This is a genomic window from Paenibacillus andongensis, from assembly GCF_025369935.1.
In the GTDB taxonomy this organism is placed as follows: domain Bacteria; phylum Bacillota; class Bacilli; order Paenibacillales; family NBRC-103111; genus Paenibacillus_E; species Paenibacillus_E andongensis.
In genome coordinates this window covers 4,481,627-4,504,793 of sequence record NZ_CP104467.1, presented here as the reverse complement: position 1 = coordinate 4,504,793, position 23,167 = coordinate 4,481,627, and the positions used below count along the sequence as shown (strand labels likewise).

The 23,167-nt window shown below is 45.0% G+C and carries 16 protein-coding genes; 12 read left to right on the top strand and 4 right to left on the bottom strand.

The features are described from left to right. The first annotated feature begins 2 nt into the window (after positions 1-2). The 11 genes from NYR53_RS20435 (at position 3) to gyrA (ending at position 19,168) form a co-directional block, all read left to right on the top strand. Positions 3-2,717: an S-layer homology domain-containing protein gene (locus tag NYR53_RS20435; protein WP_261301052.1), complete on the top strand. Its 2,715-nt coding sequence runs from the start codon at positions 3-5 to the stop codon at positions 2,715-2,717. A 192-nt stretch (positions 2,718-2,909) separates the two neighbouring features. Continuing rightward, the gene (gene nth / locus NYR53_RS20430) at positions 2,910-3,581 is read left to right on the top strand and encodes an endonuclease III (RefSeq protein ID WP_261301051.1); all 672 of its coding nucleotides are present in this window, start codon (positions 2,910-2,912) and stop codon (positions 3,579-3,581) included. A 26-nt stretch (positions 3,582-3,607) separates the two neighbouring features. Continuing rightward, positions 3,608-3,883: an NAD/NADP transhydrogenase alpha subunit gene (locus NYR53_RS20425; protein WP_171649338.1), complete on the top strand. Its 276-nt coding sequence runs from the start codon at positions 3,608-3,610 to the stop codon at positions 3,881-3,883. A gap of 131 nt (positions 3,884-4,014) precedes the next feature. Beyond that, positions 4,015-7,752, top strand: coding sequence for a dynamin family protein (locus NYR53_RS20420; RefSeq protein WP_261301050.1), 3,738 nt, complete (start codon positions 4,015-4,017; stop codon positions 7,750-7,752). Between the two features lie 269 nt (positions 7,753-8,021). After that, entirely contained in the window at positions 8,022-9,851 is a 1,830-nt protein-coding gene (locus NYR53_RS20415; RefSeq protein WP_261301049.1) for an ABC transporter ATP-binding protein, read from the top strand. After that, on the top strand, positions 9,848-11,695 hold the full coding sequence (locus tag NYR53_RS20410; RefSeq protein WP_261301048.1) for an ABC transporter ATP-binding protein: 1,848 nt from the start codon (positions 9,848-9,850) through the stop codon (positions 11,693-11,695). The genes NYR53_RS20415 and NYR53_RS20410 overlap by 4 nt, the downstream gene beginning before the upstream one ends. Positions 11,696-11,902: 207 nt before the next feature. Beyond that, positions 11,903-12,721, top strand: a complete 819-nt coding sequence (locus tag NYR53_RS20405; protein ID WP_261301047.1) for a GDSL-type esterase/lipase family protein — start codon at positions 11,903-11,905, stop codon at positions 12,719-12,721. 14 nt (positions 12,722-12,735) lie between these two features. After that, positions 12,736-13,698 carry an ABC transporter ATP-binding protein gene (locus tag NYR53_RS20400; RefSeq protein ID WP_261301046.1) on the top strand — a complete coding sequence of 321 codons (963 nt, stop codon included), beginning with the start codon at positions 12,736-12,738 and terminating at the stop codon, positions 13,696-13,698. A 15-nt stretch (positions 13,699-13,713) separates the two neighbouring features. Continuing rightward, a complete protein-coding gene (locus tag NYR53_RS20395; RefSeq protein ID WP_261301045.1) occupies positions 13,714-14,706 on the top strand; it encodes a DUF2705 family protein in 993 nt (330 codons plus the stop codon). Positions 14,707-14,734: 28 nt separating this feature from the next. Then, positions 14,735-16,702 (top strand): DNA topoisomerase IV subunit B, encoded by a 1,968-nt coding sequence (parE, locus tag NYR53_RS20390; protein ID WP_261301044.1) that lies wholly within the window; start codon positions 14,735-14,737, stop codon positions 16,700-16,702. A gap of 24 nt (positions 16,703-16,726) precedes the next feature. Next, a complete protein-coding gene (gene gyrA, locus NYR53_RS20385; protein WP_261301043.1) occupies positions 16,727-19,168 on the top strand; it encodes a DNA gyrase subunit A in 2,442 nt (813 codons plus the stop codon). On the opposite strand, the gene NYR53_RS20380 is transcribed toward gyrA, so the two are convergent. After that, entirely contained in the window at positions 19,159-19,326 is a 168-nt protein-coding gene (locus NYR53_RS20380) for a hypothetical protein (protein WP_200957347.1), read from the bottom strand. The two genes, gyrA and NYR53_RS20380, sit on opposite strands and share 10 nt — an antisense overlap. 497 nt (positions 19,327-19,823) lie before the next feature. On the opposite strand from NYR53_RS20380, the gene NYR53_RS20375 reads away from it, so the two are divergent. Continuing rightward, positions 19,824-20,234, top strand: coding sequence for a MarR family winged helix-turn-helix transcriptional regulator (locus NYR53_RS20375; RefSeq protein ID WP_437180058.1), 411 nt, complete (start codon positions 19,824-19,826; stop codon positions 20,232-20,234). Positions 20,235-20,259: 25 nt separating this feature from the next. Here the strand turns inward: NYR53_RS20375 and NYR53_RS20370 are convergent, their stop codons facing one another. Genes NYR53_RS20370 through NYR53_RS20360 form a run of 3 tightly spaced genes read right to left on the bottom strand, consistent with a single transcriptional unit; the run spans position 20,260 to position 23,027 of the window. Further along, on the bottom strand, positions 20,260-20,973 hold the full coding sequence (locus NYR53_RS20370; protein ID WP_261301042.1) for an RluA family pseudouridine synthase: 714 nt from the start codon (positions 20,971-20,973) through the stop codon (positions 20,260-20,262). Positions 20,974-20,975: 2 nt separating this feature from the next. Next, on the bottom strand, positions 20,976-21,842 hold the full coding sequence (locus NYR53_RS20365; RefSeq protein ID WP_261301041.1) for a class I SAM-dependent methyltransferase: 867 nt from the start codon (positions 21,840-21,842) through the stop codon (positions 20,976-20,978). A 54-nt stretch (positions 21,843-21,896) separates the two neighbouring features. Further along, on the bottom strand, positions 21,897-23,027 hold the full coding sequence (locus NYR53_RS20360) for a peptidylprolyl isomerase (protein WP_261301040.1): 1,131 nt from the start codon (positions 23,025-23,027) through the stop codon (positions 21,897-21,899). Positions 23,028-23,167: the final 140 nt, after the last annotated feature.

The following is a 23,167-nucleotide window of genomic DNA, read 5'->3' as shown; positions in this document are numbered from 1 at the left end:
CGATGAGAAACAAGAAATTAGCAAGTGCAATGGTTAGCTCTTTAATTATTACAAGCCTGGCGGGGACACCCGTTTTGGCTGCTGAGTCAGCAAATACGACATCAACTAGCAATGTAAAGCTCTCTTTCCCTGACGTAAAATCAGACTATTGGGGTATTCGACATATATCCAAGCTTGCTTTGGAAGGCATTATTGAAGGCTACGAGGATGGTGCTTATCGGGCAGAGAACTCGGTTTCGCAGCAAGATGTTCTTATTATGGCAACTCGTATGATGGGGTTGCAAGGCGAAGTAGACACAATGACAACAGCAACGGTGTTTCCCGATTTCATGCTGGTTGATAACTATGCGCGTAATTATGTAGCCATTGCTCTCCAAAAAGGCTTAATTTCCAACGAGGAAGAGAAAGTGAGAAGCCAAAGCGATAAATCCAAAGATAAATGGGGCCAGCGGAAGGCAACAAGAGAATGGGTAGCTGAAGTGGTTATTCGCGCAATTGGTAAGTCTACAACCGCACAAAGCTTATCGTCAACACCGACGGCTTTCAAAGATAATAATGACATTAGCAGCACATCGTTGGGCTTTGTTAATGCAGCAGTTGCTTTGAAAGTTGTTGATGGCTTTGAAGATGGCACGTTCCAACCCAAAGGGGCAGTTACGCGTGCTCAAATGGCCGCTTTTTTAAGTCGTTCCCAAAAAGAGCTAACAACATTGCCTTCACGTGCTGTGAAAGGGTACATGACAAGCTTAACGAGCGGCACTATTGGTCTTATGGATAAAGACGGGAATACGAGTACATATAAACTTTCGCCGAACACAGTTTTCTTTGGGAATAAAAATGATACCGCAATTCCTGCGAAAACTTTGCAAGAAACGTTTGAAGTCTCTCTGGTTCAAGTGAATGGAACAGCCTATTATGTTGAAATCATTAGTGATGAGCTTCAACTGGATATCCATGAAGGTAAATTATTGAAATTGAATATGAGCAGCCTCAAGGCAACATTGGATGATTATGAGAGCTATGATTTAGCACCGGATGTCGCCGTAACTGATACAGAAGGTCGAGGTCTCAGCCTAGGTTCTATTGTGAATGGTAGTACGATCGAATTGCGTAAAAGCAAGATTGTCAAAACCGATAAATATACGTCGATCATAGTTAAACAGGTGCCAGTTAATAAAACAGCAGACGGCGCGATTCAAACGATTAACAAAGATGCCATGCAAATTACGCTGCTTGACACTGTATCAGGGCAGCCTGAGACATATGGTTTCTCAAGCAATTTGATTGCGACTTTACCAGATAACAGCCTCGTAGATATCAATTCACTTCACGTTGGAGATTCGGTCGAGTATACGGTTAAGAACAGTGAAATTGTGAAGATCGTCATTAAAAAGCAAGCGGATGTCGGTGTAAGTGTTGAGGGGACATTGAAAGCACTTGGCGATGACAAAACATTTTTAACGATAACCAAAACAGCTGGCGGAGCATTAGCATCCTATGTTCTAAGCGATAACGTGCAAGTCAGAATTAATGGTTTAGCTACAGCTAGTATTTATGATATTGCTCCTGGTGATCAGCTTAAGCTGGATGTTTTGAACAACAAAGTAACTTTAATTACAGTAACCAACAGATCTATTGAGAACTTATACTTTGCAAAAATCATATCATACGATCAAGCATCAAAATTATTAACCGTAATAGATAATACAGGTAAACCACATGCTTATATTTTAAAAGATACAGTTTCCATTTCATATGCTGGAGTGAAACTTCCTTTTGCAAACTTTAGCAGTACATTTACAGCTGGGAAATATGTAGATTTACTTGTTTCAAAAGATAACGTCACTCAAATTCAAATGTCCTCCCAACTGGATGGCGCATTAACGCAATTAAATTTACAAACGAATGATATTACTTTGAAAACGGACAGCGGTCAAAGCTTGACGTTCAAGCTTAATTACGCTCCACAAGTTGAGCTTGCTAATAAGCCAAACAGCACACTGTCTGATTTAAAAGTTGGGGACAATGTTAGTTTACTTCTAAGCTTCGATCAGGGAATTGTCACGAAAATTGTGACGAGTAAAACAGCACTTTATAAAACAATTTTAACTAATGTGAACAGTAAGCAAATTACCGTGACGGATGAGGCGAACACTTCGTTTGTCCTTTCCCTGGATGGTGTTCCAATCGTCAAAGCGGATCAAAGTGTAGGTTCTATTACAGACATTGCTCTTGATGATTATGTAAAGCTTACGTTCAAAGGTCTAGCTGTTGTAAAAGCAGAACTCATCAGTCCTGTTCGCGGTAAGGTTACAGCTGTGAATGCGGCTAGCTCAAGCTTAACCGTTCAAGATTTTTCAGGTAAAAGTCAAGTAATTAACGCAGGCAGCAATTATACCGTTAAACTTAATGGCGGCGTAGCATGGAGTTTCACTTCCATCAAAGTAGGCGATCGCGTCCAAGTGATGAAAGACGCCAATGACAAGATGCTTATTCAAGTAGCTGTAGGATCTAAGCGGGAAGTGGATAACTACAATAACGTCGTGAACCAATTCTACTTCAAAGCTACAAGTTCCGGAGAAAAAACAGCTTATAGTATTTTCCCAAGAGCCTATTTCCATAAAGGAACAGATGTTGTATCGGCATCATCTTTCGCAGCTGGAGATCAAGTAACTCTTTATGTGTTAGACGATAAAATTGTTGAGATTGAGAAATAAATTTGAACAAAAATTAAGTTCATCCGTCTGTATATTAGGAGCTTGACTTCTAAGACAGGCGGTTTTTTTCTAATTTATAAAAAAATATGGCAATTATTTAGAAAATGTTCGCATTTTGACGCTTTCAAGCATTGATTCTAACGCCACAATTCGCTACACTGGAGATTATTACGACCCTAAGGAAGTAAAGACATGACACAGAAGTTAGTAAGACATATTTTGGATACAATCGGTGAGCTCTTTCCGGATGCACATTGCGAGCTGCGCCACAGTAATCCGTTTGAATTAACGATTGCTGTACTATTATCGGCTCAATGCACCGATGAAACCGTGAATAAGGTGACATTGGATTTATTTCAGAAATATAAGCGTCCTGAAGATTACTTGGCCGTTCCACTTTCGGAACTGGAGCAAGACATTCGACGGATTGGATTATTTCGAAATAAGGCAAGCAATATTCAAAAATTGTGTCAATTGCTGCTGGACAAGTTTGAAGGCGAAATTCCAGAGAAGCACGAACACTTGGTCGAACTGCCCGGCGTAGGCCGTAAAACGGCAAATGTCGTCGTATCGAACGCTTTCGGGGTACCAGCCATAGCGGTTGACACCCATGTTGAGCGAGTATCCAAAAGACTAGGATTAGTTGGCTGGGACGATTCGGTGCTTGAAGTTGAAAAGAAGCTGATGAAGAAGGTTCCGCGTGAAGAGTGGACTCAAACGCATCATCGTCTTATATTCTTCGGTCGGTATCACTGCAAAGCTCAGAACCCGCAGTGCGCGATATGTCCATTGCTGGGCAATTGCCGTGAGGGTAAGAAACGTATGAAACCAAGTGCAACTAGGAAAACTATTACAAACAAATGATATGCAGACAAAGGATGGGATTTGAAATGAAATGCATCGCCGTATACACCAATAGTTTTGAACTGTTCTCCGATATTTATGAGCAAGTGATTAACACGCCCCTAGCCGATAATGAGGAAAAAGTCATTGAAGGTGTAACAGTCAGTGAATCCGGTGAAGTTCCTCAGAATTACATAGACAAGATGAAAACGAAATCCGAAGTCGTTGTTATGAAAGTAAAAGACTCCGACATTACGATTCTGCAGCATCGCGATGTCTTTGAGATTTTCTTGCCGGAAAAAGAAAATGCAGTAATGTCCTAAAACCTAAATCTCCCTTTGGGAGATTTTTTTCTGTAGATAAGAAAGTATAAGTTATATACTTTTGCTTCGCATCTACCTTGACAAACGCTCTCGTCCTGAAGGACGATGGAGTCGTTTATCCTTGGTTATGTTTGGAGAGAAGAACGGATCATAAGGAGCGGAATGGACGAATGACGCAAATGGTGGATAGAAGCATCTCGGTCATGCCGGATGCGATCAGGAACATGCAAGTTAATCTGCAAGCAAAAGGGGATTACGACAATGCAAGCAAGCTGGGTCAGCTGCTTGACAAAATAGACGCAGGACGGATGAATATAGCGTTCTGCGGCCATTTCTCAGCGGGGAAATCCACGCTGATTAATCAGCTCTGTGGGCACGCCTTATTGCCTTCAAGCCCAATTCCTACAAGTGCAAACATCGTGAGTATTCGCAATGGATCACCCGGTGCTCATGTTACGCATCGCGTGAAGGATGGCAGCGTAAACAATATGGGAGAACAGAAGACAATTGCGCTTGAAGAATTAGAAGCGTATTGCGTCAATGGTACTGATATTGAAACGGTAGAGATTACGTATCCGATTCCATTTCTGGGTAATCAAACGGCGCTGCTTGATACGCCTGGAATTGATTCTACGGATGATGCCCATCATCAATCTACGGAGTCGGCCTTACATCTAGCCGATGTCGTTTTCTATGTGATGGATTACAATCATGTTCAATCGGAGGTCAATCTCGCGTTCACGAAAAAGATGAAGGAATGGGGGAAGCCGCTCTATCTGGTTGTAAATATGATTGATAAGCACAAGGAATGGGAGCTTCCTTTTGCACAGTATCAGGAGGGGACGAAACAAGCTTTTCTAAGCTGGGGCATCGAGCCGGATGATTTGCTGTTCGTTACCATGAAGGAGCCGAGCCATCCGCATAATGAGTATGCGAAGCTTCAATGGCTCCTAAGCCGTTTGATTGAGCGCGGGGATGATCTGCGAAGCTTCAGCATCGACGCATCCGCGCGTTATCTTGCAGCGGAGCACGGCAAATGGTTGGCTGATCAGCATGAGCCGCAGAAAGCGGTGCTTATGGAGCAAATCAGCCAGGAAGGTGACGTGCAGGAGGTTCAAGCGCAAGCTGCCGCGAAGCAGGAAGAGCTTGCAGCGGTGAATGGACGGCCGGAAGCGTTAACGGCGGCGCTCCGTAAGGAAGTTGGCATGATTATTGAGAATGCCAATATAACACCAGCCTTGACCAGGGATCAGGCTCATGCGTATTTGGAGAGCCGTAAGCCCGGGTTCAAGGTCGGCTTTTTCTCCAGAGCTGCGCAAACAGCACTAGAGACGGAGAAACGCCTTGGCGCGTTTCAAGCAGATTTGGCTGAGCAGGTAGAAGCGCAGCTGGATTGGCATCTGAGGGATGCTTTGAAAAAGGCTGCTCAGGAGCAAGGCGAGTACGATCCTTCGTTGATAGCAGAGATCGAAGCATTGAAGGTTGATGTGACGACGCAATGGCTGGCAGCACAAGTGAATGCTGGCGCAACCTTCGGCGGCGAATATACGCTCAACTTCATGAAGCAGGTGTCATCTGATATTAAACAGCAGTACCGCAAACAGGCTTTTGCGGTGATTGATCTGCTCGCGGCTGCAGTCCGCGAAGGGGGGGCGCAAGCGGCTGACGCGCTTGCGGCAGAGCTCGAAGCGCTGGGCATGCGCCTCAGCGCTTGGCGGGAACTGCAGCACCTCGAGGAAGCCGAGGCGGAGGCAGAGGCCCAGCTGCTGCGCATGGCCAGCTGGCCTAGACCGGCTGCGCCGGCACTGCCGGCTGCGCAGCAGTATACAGCCATGGAGGAGCCGGCAGCCGCCCCGCTGAGCGGGGGGCTTCACGTGACCTCCATGGGCACGATCCTGCAGGCCGCTGCTATGGCATCGGCGGCCGCAGGCATTGCAGCTGCCCCTGTTGAGGCAGCTGCCTCAGCGCCTACCGCGTTCACCTCGGGTGAACACGGTAGGCGCATGGAGCGCAAGGCCGCCGACTTGCAGGCGGCCTCAAGCCTCATCGAGGGCCTGCCGTCGATGAGGTCGATCGCGCGCTCCATGCGTGAGAAATCGGAACGTCTGCGGCAGCGGACGTTCACGATCGCTCTGTTCGGCGCCTTCAGCGCCGGCAAATCCTCTTTTGCCAATGCGTTGATTGGCGAAAGAGTGCTGCCGGTTTCGCCGAACCCTACGACGGCGGCGATCAATAAGATTATGCCGCCGCAGGAAGGTTGGCCGCATGGCACAGCCAAGGTCAAGATGAAGAAGACGGACGCGATTCTGCAGGACGTTCTCTATTCTTTGGACATACTCGGCGTACAGGCGACAGACATGGCTTCTGCCCTTAAACGCATAAGCGCACTTTCTCCAGCGGACGTTACGGCCAAAGGGAAGCCGCACTATTCCTTCCTGAAGGCAGTAGAGAAAGGCTGGGCGTTAGCACAAGATCATTTAGGCACAGAACTAAAAATCACCAAAGATGAGTTCCCAAGCTATGTCGCAGACGAATCTAAGTCCTGTTTTGTTGAATTTATCGAATTATATTATTCCAATCCATTGACGGAACAAGGCATTATATTCGTTGATACACCAGGGGCCGATTCCATTAATGCCCGCCATACCGGTGTAGCTTTTAACTATATTAAAAATGCGGATGCTATTCTTTTCGTTACTTATTACAATCATGCTTTCTCACAGGCAGACCGTGAATTCCTGTTGCAGCTCGGTCGGGTGAAGGACAGCTTTGAGATGGATAAAATGTTCTTTATTGTCAATGCTGCTGATCTTGCCGCTAGTTCGGAAGAATTAAATGGCGTCATTAAACATGTGGAAACGAATTTGCTGCAGCACGGCATTCGAAATCCGCGTATTTATCCAATATCCAGTTATTTGGCAGCAGAGGGCAAAATAACTGGAAACGAAACGCTGGTTACCCAATCTGGCATTCAGCCGTTTGAGCAAGATTTTGTGAAGTTTACGTTTAATGAGCTTAGCGATGTCGCCATCCATGCTGCTAATTTGGAGCTGAATCGCGCCATTGCTACCATGCAGCAATGGCTGGAGCGCGCGCAGACTGGGGAAGAAGAGCGTAAGCTTCAATTAACCAAGCTTGGTCAGGCAGAGGATGCCGGAACTGAGCTTCTGGAAAATACGCTGTATGACGCGGAGCTCAAAGAATTAAAGAAAGAAATTCAGGAGCTATTGTACTACGTCAAGCAGCGCACGATGTACCGCTTCGGTGAATTATACAATTATGCGTTTAATCCTTCGACCTTTAGGGATGATGCCAGAGATCCAAAGCAAGCTCTGCAATCCGCTTGGGGTGAGCTGCTGCGAATGATTGGCTACGATTTATCCCAGGAGGTGTTGGCCACAACGCTCAGGGTTGAAAATCGCATGAATTTGATTAGCAATAGCCGTGTAAAGCGCTGGGAAGAGCAGCTTGGTGAGTTGATGGAAGGATTCGAAAGTGGAACGTATGAATCAAATAAATTCGTGACACCAGAAATTACGTCTAAACTAGATGTTCCAGATGTAACCTTGAAGCTGCTCCAAAGTCATTTCAAAAATGCGAAGCAATTTTTCGAAGGCGATGGTAAAAGCAAGCTCAGGTCAGACTTGGAAAATCGGATGAACATGCCGGTTGCCGAATTTATCGAGCAGCAAACCGTGGAGCTTGAACAAGCTTATGCGAATCAGTTGGAAAATTGGCTAGCAGCACAGAAAAATCTGATGCTGCAGCAGTTGAATGAACATGCTGAAGGGCTTCGCGATGCTCTCGAAATGAAGATTGATTTGAACGAACTTATATCCAAACAGCATCAATTAAAGGGTTTTGTTTAATGATTAAACAAAAGGGTTGGTCGGGTTCAATGAACTTGGCCAACCCTTTACTGCGTAATGTCATGTAAGGGCTTACATCAATGGTTATCGGGATGATTTTAAAGAATAGGGGGGATTCCTGCAAGTTTTTGTGAAGTTATGGGCATTTAAGCGTTTAAATCCTCGTATCCTCTGATTGCTCGCTAATAGGGATGGTGTTAAGATTCATTAGGTAATAAAACGCTTTCTAAGCTTTTCCAATTTATCCTTCTTGAGGAGGGGGCCCCAAAGTGGAAGTGTTCAGGCAACTGAAGCCGTATTTTTGGCCAGAGAAAAAATTATTTTTTGGAGCAATTCTATGTTTAGCAGTGGCAACTGCACTCGGTCTCGTTTATCCGAATTTACTGCGGTATTTAATCGACGACGTCATCACACAGAAACAATTTGAGCTCGTTCCCAGATTAGCGCTTGTAGTCGTACTAGTGGTTTCTATGAAGGGTATGTTTCAATTTCTTCATGGCTTATGCGGAGGCCGTCTAGGTAACCGAGTCGCGTTTCATTTACGTAATGCGCTGTACAACAAGCTTCAGTACTTATCCTTTCAATACTATGATCAGGCAAGAACTGGGGACTTAATGTCTAGATTGACGGCTGATTTGGAGGCCATTCGACAGTTTATCGGCTTCGGCTTCGCTCAGCTTTTAAACGTGATGTTGATGCTAGTTTTCGGTATGGGGATGATGTTTTCGATTAACTGGAAGCTGGCTTTGCTTACGATGATTACGATGCCATTTCTGGCGTTTACTGCTATTCGGTTTGAAGGTAAAATTCATCCAGCTTTTCGGATGGTACGACAATCCCTTAGTACGATGACCACTGCGGTGCAAGAAAATATCACAGGTGTTCGAACGGTGAAATCTTTTGCGCGCGAACCTCATGAAGTAACGAAGTTTTCAACACGCAATGAGGATTACAAGGCCATGAATATTGAAACCTCTGGGATTTGGGCAAAGTATTTTCCCATCATGGAAATATTGGCGAATTTAAGTGTCGTCACATTGCTCGGAGTTGGCGGGTACATGGTGATCGAGAATACCATTACGTTAGGTGAACTCGTTGCGTGTTTCAGTCTCATTTGGTACATTATTGGACCGATGTGGGGTCTTGGTTTTCATATCAATAACTTTACACAAACCAAAGCTTCCGGCGAGAAAATTTTGGAAATTTTGAATCATTACATGCATGTGAAAAATCAACAAGATGCAGTCGCCTTGAAGAGTGAAGATATTAAAGGTCATGTACGTTTTGATCATGTGACATTTTCATATCCGGATAAACAGCCTGCACTTTATGATTTCTCGGTTGATGCTCCTCCTGGTTCGGTCATAGGTTTATTAGGCAGCACAGGTTCGGGTAAAACGACAGTGATTTCCTTGCTGATGAGAGCTTATAACGTTAAAGAAGGCAAAGTTATGTTAGATGGTCAAGATATTCGATCTTTACAAGTTGAAAGTTATCGCAATCAGATTGCTACAGTTTTCCAAGAAACTTTCTTGTTCTCATCTACAATACGCAACAATATCGCTTATGGACGTAAAGATGTGACGATGGATGACATTATTCGAGCAGCTAAGCTGTCCAAAGCGCATGATTTCATTATGGAACTTCCGGAAGGGTATGACACGGTTGTTGGCGAGCGCGGACTAGGCTTGTCTGGCGGTCAAAAACAGCGGATTGCCATCGCTCGGGCGCTTATCAAAGATCCTAAAATTCTTGTTCTTGATGACGCGACTAGCGCGGTTGATATGGAAACCGAACATGAGATTCAAGCTGGCTTCGGTGAGGTTATGAAAGGGCGTACAACCTTCATTATTGCTCACCGGATTTCTTCCTTGAAGCATGCCGATGAAATTATTGTCCTAGACAAAGGACGGATTGTACAAAGAGGCACACATCAAGAGCTGCTGCAGCAGGAAGGTCTTTACCGTCAAACCTATGACATTCAGTATGCGGATGGGCCCCAGAAAACGGCTGCAAGCAGCCAGGCTGCGGCAACAAAGGATTTAGAAATGGATGCATTAAACCATTCTCCATCGCAAGAAAGAAGGTTAGCACATTGAGTACTAATTCGACGCAAGCCGAGGCATCTGCCAAAAGAGATGATTCCCAAGCGGGGCAACGATTCGTATATCAAGATGATGAACTGATTGAAAAGCCTTTTGATTGGGGTCAGTTGAAACGTTTATTTAGTTATATGAAGCCTTATAAGAAACAAATGCTGCCTATCATTATTATTATGATGTTGGTAGGAGCAATCACCAAGCTGACCATACCACTGCTTATTCGTGAAGCCATTGATAATTCCATCATTCCTAAGGATAAGAACTTGCTTTTCCTAATTGTTGGTATCATGCTTGCTGTATATGTCATTCAATGGCTAGCCAATACATTCCGCATTAAATATACGAATATGATTGGTCAGCGTGTCATCTACGATCTGCGTCATGATTTATTCAGTCATATTCAGAAGTTGTCGTTTCGTTTCTTCGATACACGTCCGGCAGGATCTGTGCTCGTTCGAGTCACAAACTATGTGAATTCTTTACAAGATTTGTTCACGAACGGTGTTGTTAACTTATTAATTGATGTTGTGCAGCTCTGCGGCATTATCATTATTTTATTGACGTTTAATTTCAAATTAGGCGCCGCAATCATCGTTACCGTTCCGATTATGTTTCTGATTTCGACTCAGCTTCGGAAAAAGATTCGCCGTGCCTGGCAGGACGTGACGATGAAGCAATCCCGTTTGAATGCGCATTTAAATGAATGTATACAAGGCATCAAAGTTACACAAGCCTATACACAAGAAAAAGAAAATATACAATTCTTCACCAAAATGAATATGGTCAATCGGTTGTCTTGGAATCGAGCTTCGATGCTCAACCAATCGTTCGGTCCGCTCATTGAAATTACGGGAGCTGTTGGTTACTGCATTCTGTTCTGGCTAGGCGCTCATTTAATCCAAACGGAAGAAATATCGGTCGGTTTGTTAGTTGCATTTGCTACTTACATAGGCTATTTCTGGGAACCTATTACACGGTTAGGTCAAATGTATTCGCAACTGCTCATTGCAATGGCTTCAGCGGAGCGGATCTTCGAGTTTATTGATGAGGAACCAACTGTGGCTGAAATTGAAGGCGCTAAAGATCTGCCAAGCATCCAAGGCAAAGTGAAGTTTGAGAATCTCGTATTTGAGTATGAGCCTGGAAGACCAGCGCTCAACGGCATTAATTTAGATGTACAGGCTGGGCAATCCATTGCGCTTGTCGGTCATACAGGTTCTGGAAAAAGTACGATTATGAATCTATTATGCCGATTCTACGATCCGGTTGAAGGCAAGATACTTATCGATGGGCACGATATTCGAAATGTCACCATTCAAAGCTTGCGCTCCCAAATTGGAGTTGTCCTGCAAGATACGTTTATCTTCTCGGGAACGATAAGAGAAAATATCCGCTTCGGTCGCTTGGATGCTACCAATGAAGAGATTGAACTTGTAGCCAAGGCTGTTCATGCACATGATTTTATCATGAGCTTGCCAAGCGGCTATGATACAGAGGTTCAAGAGCGCGGTAACGTACTCTCGATGGGTCAGCGTCAGTTGATTTCCTTTGCCAGAGCGCTCCTTGCGAACCCGCGTGTACTTATCTTGGACGAAGCAACAGCTAGTATTGATACGGATACGGAGCTCAAAATTCAGGAAGCTCTCAAAACGCTGCTGGCTGGTCGAACCTCCTTTATCGTCGCGCACCGACTATCCACAATCCGGAATGCAGATAAAATCGTAGTACTCGATCATGGGCGTATGATGGAGATCGGTAATCATGAAGAACTCATGAAGGAACAAAAGATTTACTACGGACTTATTCAGGCTCAATACAAATTTTTGCAGGATGCGGTTTAAAGTTCTGAGAAAAAGCTGTTTAGCTGCTGTGGCGGTTAAACAGCTTTTTTCGATCTGCATCGGGCGAAAGCGCGGATTCCGAGCCAATTTACTCAAGGCTCGTGTGAAAGCTCATTTGCCCGTTCCGTATTGCAATGTTTGCAAATTTATTCAAGAAGCTATACTCTTAGAGTGAATTATGCCATTTATTCGCAGGAGGGGACTTCCTTGAGATCATCTCGTTTTATGTGGGGCGCAATTGGCCTTACAGCTTCGATATCTACGATTGTTTTCGCAGTAGGCTTTGCTTACGCGGCGAATCAAATATGGTTTCCTAAAGCGTCTGGAGACCTCAATGTTGTAACGTCATCAGCACCTAAGAAAGAAACAATGATTGAGAGCAAAAGTAAGCTTCAGATTGTTGCTCTCGGTGATTCATTGACTGCTGGAACAGGTGATAATACTGGCAAAGGCTACGTTGGTCGTGTCCGCGAAAAGCTGGAGAAGGTAAGCGGTAAGCCGGTATTCGTCCTTAATAATCTGGCGATCCCAGGCTATAAGAGTGACCAACTTCTCTCTGATTTAGCACTGAAAAAGACGCAAGACGCACTCGCTCAGGCGGATATCATTTTACTCACGATTGGTGGCAATGATATTTTTGCTGGCGGGGAAGGGCTTTTTAAAGGCGAAAATCAGACGGAGTTCAACCCAGAGGGTGCACTTAAACGAGTAGATCCTGCGCTGGCCAAAATGGATAAGGTAATACAAGCAATTAATAAGGCGAATCCGAATGCAACTGTGTTGTATGTTGGCTTATATCATCCTTTTCTTGATTTAGATCCCAAAAAAGAAGGTTCGCTTATTGTACAACGATGGAATAATAGTGTTTTTGAGATGATGAATCGATATCCTCATATGGCTATTGTCCCGACCTATGATTTGTTTGAACAAAATTTGATCAAATATTTGTCTTCAGCCGATCATTTTCATCCTAATGGGGACGGCTATGAGCGCATTGCCGATCGGATTGTACAAATTCTGAAATAGGGGAGGCCAAGCAAATGGCTGTAGCAGCTGTTTCAACAACGGTTTTATCTGTGAAAAATTTAAAAAAACGAATTAAAAATAAAGAGATTATTAAAGGGATTTCATTTGATGTATACGCGGGTGAGATCTTTGGTTTTTTAGGACCCAATGGATCAGGTAAAACAACGACGATTCGCATGCTCGTTGATTTAATACGTCCGACTGAAGGGTCTATTCAGATTTGTGGGCACGATGTTCACAAGGAGCATAATCAAGCGATGCGTCATGTTGGCTGTATCGTCGAGAATCCCGAGCTATACTCCTATTTGACAGGTTGGGAAAATCTTGAGCATTTTGCAAGAATGCTGCCGAATGTCGATGAGAAACGAATCCAAGAGGTTGTTGAGATTGTCTCTATGGATCAACGGATACATGATAAGGTACGTACGTATTCTCTTGGTATGCGGCAACGACTTGGTATTGCACAGGCACTGCTTGGACGGCCTAGTTTATTGATATTGGACGAGCCGACGAATGGTCTTGATCCACAAGGGATTAAGGAAATGAGGGAGTTCATTCAGCATTTGGCCGCGGGTGGACTTAGCTTGTTCGTGTCCAGTCACCTACTTAGCGAGATTCAGCAAATGTGTGATCGTGTAGCCATCATCAGCCATGGTGAAGTCATTCAAGTGGGTGCCGTTGATGATTTGGTCGCTCAAGGCGGTAAAGTCGTTTGGTCCGTGTCTCCGGCCGAGAAGGCCGAGGGGCTTTTAGAGGCGTCGCCGCTCGTGCAGGGCATTGAGGAAGTTTCGCAAGGAAGTCCGATAGGCTTACCGCTCGCGGTGAAACAAATCGTTACTCAAATGGACAAGGAAAACGTCCCGCAGGTAAGTCAGCATTTGATGGAAGCAGGAATTAGCCTATTTGCTGTAGAAATCAAAAATCCAACACTGGAAGATTTGTTCTTGAGCCTAACCGAAGGTGAAAGAATTGAGTAGGGGAAGGTGAAAGAATTGCTTAGTTTATATGCCCTTGTGAAGAATGAATGTATTAAAATGATTAAGAAAAAACGCTTTTATGTTATCCTACTAATACTTCTTGCATTAATCCCTATGTTCACTTATGCTCAAATGCGAGTTGCCCAAAATACACAAAAGCAATTTGGAACGACGGACTGGAAAGCAGACCAAAGGCAGAAAATTGCCGATTGGGAAAAGCGTTTAAGCTCGGCTCGAACGCCGGATGAGTGGAAGCAACAGCTTAGAGTGCAAATTCAAATCGCTAACTATTATCTAGAAAAGGATGTAGATCCGAGTACTCCCAATGCGGTTACTTTTACGCGCGAGTTTGTGAAAAATGCGGTTGGTTTATTCATTCCACTCATTATCATGGTCATTTCGGCTGACATCGTATCATCTGAGCATTCTACGGGGACTATTAAATTATTGTTGACAAGACCGGTCCGGCGATGGAAAATCCTATTGAGTAAATTAATTACGGTTGTCTTCTTTACTTCGCTAACCGTATTGTCCACTGGCGTCTTATGTTATTTGATTTCCGGTGTTGTTTTCGGTTATAACGGATGGACGATGCCTGTATTTACAGGTATTCAACTAACGGGTACGGATGTGGATTTTAGTCTTGTACGTGCAGTTGATCAATGGTTCTTCCTGATCATGGAGTTTGGATTGGTTTGGTTCTCAGCATTAGTCGTAGCACTCATGTCACTAATGCTATCTGTACTCATTCGTTCCACAGCAGCAGGTATGGGGGTCATGCTTGCCGTATTAATATCAGGGACCATTCTTTCGAATATGGTGTCGTCTTGGGAAACTGCAAAATATTTGTTTATGGTCAATTTGGACTTAACGAAGTATTTAACAGGAGGCCTTCCGCCAATTAAAGGGATGGACTTGACCTTCTCCCTTAGCGTTTTAAGTGTGTGGGCGATCGCTTCACTCATTGTTTCATTTACGGTATTTTCACGAAAAGATGTTTTGAATTAACGGTTATATTAGATAAAGGAGGGCTTCAATGTCCGAGCAGCTAGAATTTGCGAATGCAATAGCCCCAGCATCGAATTATGAGGCAGATGATATACAAGTCCTGGAAGGTCTTGTCGCGGTTCGTAAAAGACCAGGGATGTATATTGGGAGTACAAGTTCATCTGGTCTACATCATCTGATCTGGGAGATTGTGGACAATGCAGTTGACGAGCATCTTGCCAAACATTGTTCCAAAATTAATGTGACGATACATAAAGATCAGTCCATTACAGTTCAGGATAATGGTAGGGGGATTCCTACCGGTATGCATAAAACTGGCGTGCCAACTCCGCAAGTTGTATTTACTATTTTACATGCTGGCGGCAAATTTGGTGGTTCAGGCTATAAGAAGTCTGGCGGACTCCATGGCGTTGGCGCATCGGTAACGAATGCTTTATCCGAATGGCTGGAAGTTGAAATTTACCGAGATGGCAAAGTGCATAAAATGCGCTTTGAATATTGGGTAGACGATGCAGGAATCGAGCATGTCGGTGAACCGGTTACTGGACTCGAAGTCGTAGGTAATACGAATCGCACAGGAACAAAAGTAACCTTCAAGCCAGACAAACGCGTATTTCAAGGCGGAACAACGATAAACTACGATACTTTAGCAGAACGTTTGCAAGAAATTGCTTTCCTCAACTCAGGACTTCTCGTTAACTTGAAAGACGAACGATCAGATAAACTGGATACTTTTCAATATGAGGGTGGCGCAAGTCAATTTGTTGAATTCCTGAATGAGGAGAAAACGGTTCTTCATCCTGTGATTCATTTTGCCGCAGAAAAAGATGAAATCGAAGTCGAGGTGGCCCTGCAATATAACGATGGCTACACAGAAACGATCGCTTCCTTCGTTAACTCCATCCCCACTCGCGGCGGCGGTACGCATGAGACTGGCTTTAAGACAGCTTATACGCGCGTCATGAATGAATATGCCCGTAAAGGGGGCATTATCAAAGAAAAAGAAAAAAATCTGGATGGTACCGACCTTCGGGAAGGTATGATGGTTGTTATCAATATCAAGATGGGCGATGTTGAATTCGTTGGTCAAACGAAAGATCAGCTTGGAAGCGCGAATGCAAGAAGTGCAGTGGATGCGGTTGTTTCCGATAAAATGACAGTTTTCTTGGAGGAAAATCCACAGATCGCGCAAATGATGCTGAAGAAGGCAGTACAAGCTTCCAAAGCACGCGAAGCCGCGCGTAAAGCGCGGGAAGAAATTCGCAGCGGTAAAAAAGGAAAGAGTGAGAGCTCGAATCTGAATGGCAAGCTTACCCCTGCACAATCGAAGGATTTGCAGCGCAATGAATTGTTCATTGTCGAAGGAGATTCCGCTGGCGGTTCAGCCAAGCAAGGACGTGATTCCAAGCATCAGGCGATTTTACCGCTCAAAGGAAAACCGATGAATCCAGAGAAATCCAAGCTTCTCGATATTATGAAAAATGATGAATACAAAGCGATCATTGCCGCTATTGGGGCGGGGGTTGGTTCTGAATTCGAAGCGGAAGAGATGAATTACGGTAAAATTATTATAATGACAGATGCAGACACGGACGGTGCACACATTCAGGTTCTGCTTTTGACCTTCTTTTACCGCTATATGAAACCATTGATTGATCAGGGCAGGGTGTACATCGCACAACCTCCGCTTTACAAAGTGACCAGAAAAGGCAAGAATGGTGGATACAAGTACGCTTGGACGGACGATCAACTACAGGTCGTTGTCAAAGAACTTGGCAAGAATACCGAGCTGCAGCGTTATAAAGGACTTGGTGAAATGAATCCGGAGCAGTTGTGGGAAACGACGATGAATCCGGAAAGCCGTACCTTGCTGCAGGTACAAATTGAAGATCCCGCTAAAGCGGAACGACGAGTAACAACATTAATGGGCGATAAGGTAGATCCACGCAAACGGTGGATTATCGAGAACGTCGATTTTACCGAATATGTAGAGTAGACCAAAAAGAGTGGTGAATGAAAGATGAACATATTAGAAGAGTTTTTACCTGCCTATCTGGAGGAGATCGTTGGCGATCGTTTCGGGCGTTATTCTAAATATATTATTCAGGATCGCGCGATTCCAGATGTAAGAGATGGTTTGAAACCTGTACAACGACGTGTATTGTACGCGATGTACGACTCTGGCAATACCCCTGATAAGCCTTATCGTAAATCGGCCAAAACCGTCGGTGATGTCATGGGGAATTACCATCCGCACGGAGATGCTTCCATTTATGATGGTATGGTTCGTATGGCGCAGCCGTGGAAGATGGGCCACACCCTTGTGGATGGCCATGGTAACTGGGGATCACTGGATGATGATCCGCCGGCTGCTATGCGTTACACAGAGGCCAGATTATCTGAGATCGCGATGGAACTTCTGCGTGATATCGAGAAACGTACGGTCATGTTCAAGGATAATTTCGATAATTCCACAAAGGAGCCCGTTGTGCTCCCTGCGCGGTATCCGAACTTACTTGTAAATGGTGTTAGTGGGATTTCGGCTGGATTTGCAACGGAAATTCCTCCACATAATTTGCGGGAAATCATCGATGCTTGTACAGCCATGATCGACAAGCCTGAGATTACCGTCGAAGAATTGATGACAATTGTCAAAGGACCCGACTTCCCTACTTCTGGCATTATCATGGGTGAAGAAGGCATTCGCGAAGCTTATCGCACAGGAAAAGGCCGTATTTACATACGTTCCAAAACAGCGATAGAAGATATGCGCGGCGGCAGACAACAAATAGTAATCACGGAGATCCCTTATCAAGTTGTCAAATCTCGTCTGGTAACGGCCATGGAGAACATTCGGCTTGAGAAGAAAATTGAAGGAATTGCCGAAGTACGCGATGAAAGCGGTCGTAATGGGTTACGGATCGTCGTGGAGCTTAAGAAGGAAGCTGATGCCCAGGGTATTTTGGCTTACTTACTGAAGAAGACAGACTTGCAAGTGACCTACAATTTCAATATGGTTGCGATTGTGAATAAAGCGCCTCGTCAATTGGGTATTCGTGAAATCCTTGAAGCTTACATTGAGCATCAGAAGGAAGTTGTCACGTTCCGTTCTCAATACGAGCTCGAGAAAGCTGAGGACCGCGCACATGTGTTAGAGGGGCTTGTCAAAGCTCTTAACATTTTGGACGAAGTTATCGCAACGATAAAAGCTTCCAAGAATCGGCAAGATGCGCAAAATAACCTTGTTGAGAAGTTTGGATTTTCAGACCGACAAGCAGATGCTATTCTTGTTTTGCAATTATACCGATTAACGAATTTAGAAATCACAACGCTTGAAAAAGAGTTGAAAGATGTTGAGAAAACGATTGCCTATTTACGTGGTATTCTTGGCAGCTTGAAGAAGCTGTTGGGCGTTATCAAAGATGAAATGGGCGAAATCCGCAAGAAATATGGCATTGACCGCCGCTCAGATATTCAAGGTGAAGTGGAAGAACTGAAAGTTAATCTTGAGGTACTCGTGAACGCGGAGGACGTCCTGGTTACGTTGTCCAATGAAGGTTACTTGAAACGGACGAGCAAGCTTTCCTTCACACGTTCAGGCGGAGAACTCGAGAATACAGGGCTGAAGGAAGGCGATTACTTGCGCTTCCTGCTCGACGTGAATACGATCGAAAGCTTGCTGATCTTCACGAAGAAAGGTCAATATTACTTACTGCCTGTCCATCAAGTGCCTGAGTATAAGTGGAAAGAGAACGGTACCGCGATCGTAAATGTCATTCCTATTGCCAAGGAAGATCGCATTGTAAACGTTATTCCAGTGAAGGGCTTTGAGGATCCGACCAAGTCGCTTGTGTTCGTCACACGCAAAGGACAAGTGAAGCGTACAGAGCTGAAAGAATATATGACGAACCGCTCCAACGGAATCGTGGCTTGTAAGCTCGGTGAGCATGACGAAGTCCTTCATGTACATCTAAGTGATAATACGAAAGAAATCTTGCTTGTCACGAAGCAGGGCATGAGCATCCGTTTCCGTGAGGAAGAAGTGAACCCGATGGGCCGTGCGGCCGCGGGTGTGCGCGGCATCCAGCTCAAGGAGGACGATGAAGTCGTCTCAGCCGAGTGGATTTATGGGGATGAAGGGGAAGTGCTGGTCATTTCGGACCTCGGGTATGCAAAGCGTTCCCTAGTCGTGGACTATCCCATCCAAGGACGCGGCGGGAAGGGCATACTTACCTTCGAATTTAAAGAAGGCAAGCGTGTGAGACCTAACGGTTCAACCTTAATACGAACATTTATCGTGAAGATGGATTATCTCATTACGGCTGTCATGAGTAATGGGGAGAAGCTGCGTTTCTCAACAGAGACAGCACCTCTGGAGGATCGGAAAGCACAAGGCAAACAACTTATTCCTGTTTCCAAAACAGATGCGATCGTAGAGATCCTGAGATTCCCTCAATCATAGCTGACTGTAGGTGGATCCAGCTTCTCAATGAGCATAAAAGCTAACTCCAATAGGACCCACAGGGGCATCGGTTCGTCTAATCGATCCAGCCACTGTGGGTCTTTCATTATGCCAGCTTCAAGTGCCTTTTTACCAAGCTCTATTTTCCAAGCTTCCACCGTAAACCACTCCTTTGAATTTTCATTCGAAACTAGCATCGTAAGATTAGACTATTGAAAACGTCGATTCATTCATCCATCCCATTTGCCTCTCACCTTTCGTTGTTGCATAATTCACAACAATTTGGTCCTCCTATATAGGCCATTTCGCAACAAATGGGCTCAAACTGTTGTACGAAATGCAACTTCAAGCTGCTAAATAGAGTGAATCGAAAGTCTCCTCTTGGTGAAAATGACAAAGCCATATAAACTATTTTCGTTAGTAAGAACCGTACATACCTGCTTCACAGTATATGTAAGTAGTGGGCGAGGTGTTAAAAGAAGTCGAGAAGCTTGGGCGAATTCTTGTTAATCAGACAAAGTAATAGAAGGATCGACAGCAAGACACAGCATGTCTCAAACCGTGCAATTTTTGTCTGAAAATATTAATGGCATTAACCTTTAAACCAAAGAAAAGGCATGCTATACTTGCCTTAGGAGATGTTGGAAGCGAGTTGATGAGGGTGTATTCTGATGAATTTGGGAAGCTATGGTTGAAATTGTCTAAGGAATTGAAGAACCAGATGGAGGTAGGATTAGCCCCTACTATTACTGAAGGACAGCTTAACGTGTTAGAGCTGCTTATGACGAATGAACGGATGAAGCCTTCTGATTTAATCGAATATTTATCCACAACACCAGCAGCTGTGACAACATTGTTAGATCGGATGGAGAAAGGTGAATTGATCGTAAGGGAGCGGGATGAGAAAGACCGCCGCATCGTTTGGGTCAACGTCACGGATAAAGGAAAGGCGGAATGCGAGCGAGGTATGAGAATCCGGGAACAACTTTTGGATTCGTACCTGAGCCGCGTTTCCGCCCATAATCAGAAATTGCTTATTTATTTGCTTGGGAAGGTCGCCAATTAATAGCGACCCAGGAGTGTGCAAGAATTTACAGCTCTGGGAGTGTAAATTCGCTCCAGGGCCGCTGCAACGGCGGCAGCGACCGAAAGCGCAGCGTCTCTTTGAGCGTAGGATGCTCAAAGGCAAGAGCCGTGGCCCACAGCGCAAGCTGCTGGCCGGGCTTGTTGACCGCGCTGCCGTAGCGCTGGTCGCCGTAGAGCGTGCAGCCGATGGCTGCCAGCTGCACGCGGATTTGATGCGGCCGCCCGGTGTGCAGCTTGATCTGGATCAAGCTGAGCCCGTCTTGGCTGCCGAGCAGCTTATAGTCCAGCACAGCCTCCTTGGCGTCCTGCTGGCCTTCTCTGACCACGCTGACGGTATTTGTCCGCGTGTCTTTCCAAAGCCAGTGACGCAGCGTAGCGGACGGCTGTGGCGGCTTGCCATGCACGACAGCGACGTACGTCTTGTCGAGCTGCCTCGTTCTTACCGCGTCAGATAGCCGGGACGCGGCTTTTGACGTTTTGGCGAATACCATCACACCGCCAACGGGACGATCAAGCCGGTGTACAAGCCCGAGGTATACATTGCCGGGCTTGTTATGACGCTGCTTCAGATCTGCCTTCAGTACATTCAGCAGATCAGGATCGCGAGAATCGTCTTCCTGCGTAGGCATGTTGACGGGCTTCTCCACCACAAGAATGTGGTTGTCTTCGAACAGTATCGGAATTTGTGATGCTCCCGAGCCATCTCTAGATGCTGCCACTGTTACGCCTCCCAGCGTCCCAGAATACCGCAAGGGAGCATCAACCCAGAGTGGGTGATCGGCAGGCCGATTTCGCCACTGGAGATCGTGCCGCCATGCTTGGCTTTCATCGACATGCTTAAAATGTTCTGAAGCACAGTTGCCGAGATTCCCGTTGTATAAGAGTTGATCAACAGGAACAACGGATTGTCTGTCAGAATCGATTGGCAGGTCTCAATGAAAGGGAAGAGATCATCTTCTAATTTCCAAGTCTCACCGTTTGGTCCACGTCCGTAGGAAGGCGGATCCATGATGATCGCATCGTATTTGCTTCCGCGGCGCTGTTCTCTTTGTACGAATTTGAACACGTCATCCGTAATAAATCGAACAGGACGGCTGCCAAGGCCGCTCAGATGCAGATTTTCCTTTGCCCATTGAACGACTCCTTTGGAGGCATCCACATGGCAAACTTCGGCACCTGCGTAAGCGCAAGCCAGTGAGGCTCCGCCTGTATAAGCAAACAGGTTCAATACCTTGATTGGACGTCCAGCTCCTTGGATTTTGTCCATCATCCATTTCCAGTTGACGGCTTGTTCAGGGAATAAGCCCGTATGCTTGAAGCTGGTTGGCTTAATATAGAAGGACAACTTCTGGTCATAATTAATCGTCCAGCGCTCAGGAAGCTCTGCGCGCTGCTCCCATTGTCCGCCGCCGCTGGAACTGCGGTGATAATGGGCGTCAGCTTGACGCCAGGCCGGTGTTTCTTTTTGTAGCGGCCAAATGATTTGCGGGTCTGGTCTTCTTAGTACGATCGTGCCCCAACGCTCGAGCTTTTCGCCGCCGCCAGTATCGAGGAGCTCATAATCAACCCAGTCTTTTGCATAAAACATGCTGCATTCCATCCTTCAACTTGTATACTTTAACAAACATTCATTGTACACCATTTATTGACCTAAATCGATCTTTTCAATCAAACCTGGCAGTTCTTTTTCTACAAATTGTTGAAATTGCGATTGTTCAAGCGAAGCTTTCAGCTGATCTTTCACAGAATCAAAGGATTTAACAGATCTGGCTTCTACTTTAATAACGTGATAGCCAAAATCTGTCGCAATAGGTTCACCAATTGTTCCGATCGTTTGCTCGATAGCTGCTTTCTTAAACTCAGGTACCCACTGACTTACATCAGCATCCGCATAAAGACCTCCTGCATCTTTGGAGCCTGGGTCATCTGAGTATTCTTTGGCTAACTTAGCAAAATCTTCACCGTTCTTAAGCTTCTGTTGTACTTCTTTTGCTCGTTTGAGTGCTTCCTCTTTCGTACGAATAACTTTGTTGTCTGAGCTTGATGGGTCATTCAATCCAATTAAAATGTGACGCACGGAAGCAATGGTATAAGCATCTTTATCTGCTTTAAGTGTTTCATCATATTTGGCTTTTAATTGGGCATCAGAAATGCTGGACTTGATATAATTTTGTGCACCGATATTGCCAACTAGGAAATATTGAAGATCAGCGACTGTCGTGTTCACCTTTTTCAAATCTTCCAGGAATTTCGCTTCACCAAATTGGTTTTTCCAATCAGCGATTTGTTTAACAGCACCGTCTTTGGCAGCGTTCTGGTCGGCTTCGGATGCTTTACTGAAAAGGATTCGGTTTTGAATTAATTGTGTAATCATGCTTGTTTGATACTTCGGGTCATCTTTAGAAGCAGCATGAGCTCCATTGAAGAGAGCTTGCAAGGCAAAGAAAGTATCAAATTCGCCCTTGGTGACAGTTCCACCCTTGTAAGTTGCAACTACATGATTAGGATTGTTTCCGATCCAAATGGTTCCATTCTCTTCGTCCCACTCGACCTTTTTGCCTAGTGCTTCACTTACGAATCTAAGAGGTACATAAGTTGAGCCTTCGTAAATAAATCCTTTTCCATCGGAAGGTGCTTTCTCAACACCGTCAAACATATACTTAAGACTTCGGAATGCTACTTCAATCTGACTGTTCGCTGCAAAAGCTACGGTCCCGCTTAATACGGAACCGATCGTTAAACCAATTATAAGACCCTTTACTTTATCTTTCATTATTTGTGTTCCACCTCTCGAGATAATGTCCCTCAAATAATTCACCGAGGGTCAGGTAATTTCCTTTTTTTTTTAATGTAAAAATGAAGGATTCTTTGCCTGTTTGTTGTATTTGTAACGTAAGGCCGATTATAAGTAAA

Coding starts and splice junctions, on each gene's coding strand:
- NYR53_RS20435 (WP_261301052.1), top strand. CDS start 3: ATGAGAAACAAGAAATTAGCAAGTGCAATGGTTAGCTCTTTAATTATT.
- nth (WP_261301051.1), top strand. CDS start 2,910: ATGACACAGAAGTTAGTAAGACATATTTTGGATACAATCGGTGAGCTC.
- NYR53_RS20425 (WP_171649338.1), top strand. CDS start 3,608: ATGAAATGCATCGCCGTATACACCAATAGTTTTGAACTGTTCTCCGAT.
- NYR53_RS20400 (WP_261301046.1), top strand. CDS start 12,736: ATGGCTGTAGCAGCTGTTTCAACAACGGTTTTATCTGTGAAAAATTTA.
- parE (WP_261301044.1), top strand. CDS start 14,735: ATGTCCGAGCAGCTAGAATTTGCGAATGCAATAGCCCCAGCATCGAAT.
- gyrA (WP_261301043.1), top strand. CDS start 16,727: ATGAACATATTAGAAGAGTTTTTACCTGCCTATCTGGAGGAGATCGTT.
- NYR53_RS20375 (WP_437180058.1), top strand. CDS start 19,824: ATGAGGGTGTATTCTGATGAATTTGGGAAGCTATGGTTGAAATTGTCT.
- NYR53_RS20365 (WP_261301041.1), bottom strand. CDS start 21,842: ATGTTTTATGCAAAAGACTGGGTTGATTATGAGCTCCTCGATACTGGC.
- NYR53_RS20360 (WP_261301040.1), bottom strand. CDS start 23,027: ATGAAAGATAAAGTAAAGGGTCTTATAATTGGTTTAACGATCGGTTCC.